The sequence below is a fragment of the Pseudomonas sp. NPDC087639 genome (assembly GCF_044743385.1).
Taxonomy (GTDB): domain Bacteria; phylum Pseudomonadota; class Gammaproteobacteria; order Pseudomonadales; family Pseudomonadaceae; genus Aquipseudomonas.
In genome coordinates this window covers 1-4275 of record NZ_JBIUWI010000134.1, presented here as the reverse complement: position 1 = coordinate 4275, position 4275 = coordinate 1, and the positions used below count along the sequence as shown (strand labels likewise).

Sequence of the window (4275 nt, the reverse complement as noted above, 5' to 3'; positions counted from 1 at the left end):
TTCATCAGATACCGCATCGTGGCGGCAATCAGGCCGTTCTTGTCCTGAAAGTAATGACTGATGATGCCATTCGAGACACCGGCCAAACGGGCGATCAGCGCAATGCTGGCGTCCCCCATTCCGACCTGATCGACCGCTTGCAACGTGGCTTCGATCAGTTGTTGGCGGCGGATGGGTTGCATACCGACCTTGGGCATCTTGCACATCTCCTTAGGCCTTCCGACGGGCGATGAACGCTTATCGGATTGAGGGCCAGTCTATTTTGTTTTGATTGAACGTTCAATCAACAAAGAATAAGATCTGCGACAAATCGTCGCTGCCTACAGATATTTCCTACACGTAAGTGGCGATAAAACCGACATCCGAAAATGCTTGAAACCTGCGTGGGGCATGGCGCGGTTCGCTGTTCGATGGACGTGTTGAATGGGCAAGACGCTCAGGGCCAGGTTTCGGATGAACGTCCGCACTGCTTTGGCCACGAAAGCGATTCGCAGCGCCATTTCGGCAGGTTCGGGCTTTTTTCGGGGTGTCTTTATATCACCCGCCGGTCGGCTGCCAACTAACCGATTGGTCGGGTTCCGTGTTGCCTTGTGTTCTTCTCTCGCACTGCCTGGAGCATTTGTGCCATGAGTTCCGCCTCGCTTATAAAGACCCCGCCCGAGAAGGTGACGGTCAACGGTTGGGTGTTTTACACCTCTACCGCGCTGATTCTGTTGTTGACCGCCATTCTGATCATCGCCCCGCAAGAGGCCGGCAGATTGTTGGGTATCGCTCAGGCCTGGTTGTCGCGCAGCTTCGGCTGGTACTACATGGTGGTGATCGCCGCTTACCTGGTGTTTGTGGTGGGCCTGGCGTTTTCCTCCTACGGCAAACTCAAACTGGGCAGCAAGGACGACACCCCGGATTTCAGTTACGGCGCCTGGGCGGGGATGCTGTTCTCGTCGGGTATCGGTATCTCGCTGCTGTACTTCGGTGCCTCCGAGCCGCTGGATCACTACTTCAATCCGCCGGAAGGCGCCTCGGCCACCAACATGGCCGCGCGTCAGGCGGTGCAACTGACGTTCCTGCACTGGGGCCTGCACGGCTGGGCAATCTACGCACTGGTCGGTCTGGCTGTTGCTTACTTTGCCTATCGTCATAACCAGCCGCTGGCCCTGCGTTCGGCGCTGTATCCGCTGGTGGGCGAGCGTTGGGTCAAAGGCGCGGCCGGTCACGCTGTAGACGGCTTCGGCATGTTCGTGACCCTGCTGGGTCTGGTGACCAACCTGGGGATCGGCTCGCTGCAAGTGTCCTCGGGCCTGGAAAACCTGTTCGGCATGGAACACAGCAACACCAATTTGCTGATCGTGATCATCGTGATGAGCACCGTAGCGACCATCGCTGCCGTGTCCGGTGTGGAAAACGGCATCCGTCGTCTGTCCAACCTGAACATCGTGCTGTTCAGCGGTCTGCTGATTTTCGTTCTGCTGTTTGGCCCGACGCTGCACCTGCTCAACGGCTTCGTACAGAACATCGGTGATTACCTCAACGGCATCGTCCTGAAAACGTTCGACCTTTATGTGTACGAAGGCAGTGGCGAGAAATCCGAACGCTGGATGGGCCTGTGGACTCTGTTCTACTGGGCGTGGTGGATTTCCTGGGCACCATTCGTAGGCATGTTCATCGCGCGTATTTCCCGTGGTCGTACCGTGCGTGAACTGGTCGCCGGCGTGCTGCTGATTCCGCTGGGCTTCACCTTGGCCTGGCTGTCGATCTTTGGTAACTCGGCACTCGATCTGGTGATGAATCAGGGGGCGGTTGAGTTGGGCAAGACGGCGCTGGAACAGCCGTCGATGGCGATCTATCAGTTGCTTGAGCACTACCCGGCGTCGAAAGTCGTCATCGGTGTGTCGATCTTTGTCGGTTTCGTGCTGTTCCTGACCCCGGCCGACTCCGGCGCGGTGATGATGGCGAATCTGTCGTGCAAGGGCGGCAACGTCGACGAAGATGCGCCGCACTGGCTGCGGATTTTCTGGTCGGCGGTGATCACCCTGGTGACCATCGGTCTGCTGTTCGCCGGCAACTTCGAAGCCATGCAAACCATGGTCGTGCTGGCGGGGCTGCCGTTCTCGGTGGTGCTGGTGTTCTTCATGTTTGGCCTGCACAAGGCGATGCGTCAGGACGTGCAGATCGAACAGGAGCAAGCGCAACTGGCTGAGCGCGGTCGTCGTGGTTTCAGCGAGCGTCTGACGCAACTGGATCTGCAACCGAGCCAATCGGTGGTGCAGCGTTTCATGGACAAACAGGTCAGCCCGGCGCTGGAAGATGCGGCTGCGCAAATGCGTGCGCAGGGTCTGGAAGTGCAAACGTTGTTGGGTAAATCCAAACGTTGCATGGGCGTGCGCATCGAGATGGAAGAGGGCAACCCTTTCGTTTACGAAGTGAGCCTGGATGGCTATCTGGCGACCCCGACTGAATCGATCGAGTCTGAAGAGGCGCGTCAGCGTTTCTATCGCGCCGAGGTGTATCTGCACAACGGCAGTCAGGATTACGACCTGATGGGCTTCACGCAGGATCAGATCACGCGGGATGTGCTCGATCAGTTTGAAAGCCATCGGCAGCTCCTTGGCCGGGTGTACAGCTAACGCCTGAGGTCGGCGGTGTGGTGAGTACACCGCCGAACTATTGTGGCGAGGGGATTTATCCCCGATGGGGCGCGAAGCGGCCCCAAGTCGTCAACCGCGGTCATCCATAACAACCGCGTTTGACGGTTTCAGGACTGCTCCGCAGCCCATCGGGGATAAATCCCCTCACCACAGGTTCTCTGTTTGCAGCTGAATATATGCACTAACAAAAACGCCGCGATCCTCTCGCGGCGTTTTTGTGTGTGGGGTGTTTAGCCCAGGTTCTTGCCCAGCAACGCGTGATACAACTCGCTGTCGCCCAAGATCCCCACCACATGATTGTTATCGTGCAGCACCAGTTTGTTGCCGGTCTGATAACGAATCTGCAATGCATCACGCATGCCGATATTCGAATCCACCAGCGTCGGCTTGCGCTCCAGCCCTTCTACCGCTTGCCCCGGTGCCCAGTTCTGCAGGTTCAGCACCGAACCGTTCTGCCGTGCACCCTTGATGGTGTTGCCTTCGGCCAGGTCCAGCCACGAGTCGCCGCCCGGATCGAGGCATACCGAACCGTTGATGCGTTTGCACTTGTCCAGCGTGCGCATCAGGCTGCGACCGCAGAGCACGTTGAGCGGATTGGTGTGCGCCACGAATGTACGCACATAGTCATCCGCCGGGTTCAGCACGATCTCTTCCGGCACGCTGTACTGGATGATCCGGCCGTCCTTCATGATCGCGATGCGGCTGCCGAGTTTCAGCGCCTCGTCGAGGTCGTGGCTCACAAACACGATGGTCTTGCTCAGCTTGCGTTGCAGTTCCAGCAGTTCGTCTTGCAGACCCTGACGGATCAACGGGTCGAGCGCCGAGAACGGTTCGTCCATCAACAGAATATCGGCGTCCATCGCCAGCGCACGGGCCAGGCCCACGCGTTGCTGCATGCCGCCGGAGAGTTCGTCAGGCTTCTTGTTGCGCCATTGGGTCAGGCCCACCAGTTCGAGTTTTTCATCGACCAGTTTCTTGCGTTCCTTCTCCGGTCGACCCTGCATTTCCAGACCGAAGCTGATGTTCTCGCGCACGGTCAGCCACGGCATCAGGGCGAACTTCTGGAACACCATGGCGATGCGTTTAGTACGCATCATTTTCAGTTCTGCCGGGGTGCAGGAAGCGATGTCGATCTGACGGTTCTCATGCTCGACGAACAGCTTGCCGCGACTCACGGTGTTGAGACCGTTGATGCAGCGCAACAGGCTCGACTTGCCGGAACCGGACAAGCCCATCAGTACGCAGATTTCGCCTTTGTTGATGTCCAGCGTGGCTTTTTCCACGCCGACAATTTGCCCGGTCTTTTTCAGAATCTCGTTACGGGTCATGCCCTGATCCAGCAGCTTGAGTGCCTCGCGTGGATCCTTGGAGAAGATTACGTCGACGTCTTCGAAGCGAATTATGCTCATGCGTCACCCCCTACTTTAGCGTCGGGTTGTTTGCAGATACGGTCGAGCATGATCGCCAGCAGTACGATCGCCAGGCCTGCTTCGAAGCCCAGGGCGATATCAGCAGTGTTCAGTGCGTTGACCACCGGTTTGCCGAGTCCGTCGGCGCCCACCAGGGCCGCGATCACCACCATCGACAGCGACAGCATGATGCACTGGGTGATGCCGGCCGCGATGCTCGC

At 58.1% G+C, this 4275-nt stretch carries 3 protein-coding genes and 1 pseudogene; 1 reads left to right on the top strand and 3 read right to left on the bottom strand.

Going from position 1 to position 4275, the window contains the following annotated elements; translation table 11 throughout:
• Nucleotides 1–197, bottom strand: a 197-nt coding sequence (locus ACIOVB_RS27005) for a TetR family transcriptional regulator (RefSeq protein ID WP_401272213.1), incomplete at its 3' end; no start/stop codon positions are given.
• A gap of 429 nt (nucleotides 198–626) precedes the next feature.
• Here ACIOVB_RS27005 and betT point away from each other — a divergent pair.
• On the top strand, nucleotides 627–2624 hold the full coding sequence (gene betT / locus ACIOVB_RS27000) for a choline BCCT transporter BetT (RefSeq protein ID WP_401272212.1): 1998 nt from the start codon (nucleotides 627–629) through the stop codon (nucleotides 2622–2624).
• A 251-nt stretch (nucleotides 2625–2875) separates the two neighbouring features.
• Here the strand turns inward: betT and choV are convergent, their stop codons facing one another.
• Together choV and ACIOVB_RS26990 are read right to left on the bottom strand one after the other, a co-directional pair.
• The gene (gene choV, locus ACIOVB_RS26995; RefSeq protein WP_016772804.1) at nucleotides 2876–4054 is read right to left on the bottom strand and encodes a choline ABC transporter ATP-binding protein; all 1179 of its coding nucleotides are present in this window, start codon (nucleotides 4052–4054) and stop codon (nucleotides 2876–2878) included.
• Nucleotides 4051–4275: pseudogene (locus ACIOVB_RS26990) on the bottom strand (choline ABC transporter permease subunit); the annotation flags it as partial. The gene choV and the pseudogene ACIOVB_RS26990, both read right to left, overlap by 4 nt.

What these genes read in the sequence shown, in the direction of transcription:
- betT (WP_401272212.1), top strand. Translation starts at nt 627, where the DNA reads ATGAGTTCCGCCTCGCTTATAAAGACCCCGCCCGAGAAGGTGACGGTC.
- choV (WP_016772804.1), bottom strand. Translation starts at nt 4,054, where the DNA reads ATGAGCATAATTCGCTTCGAAGACGTCGACGTAATCTTCTCCAAGGAT.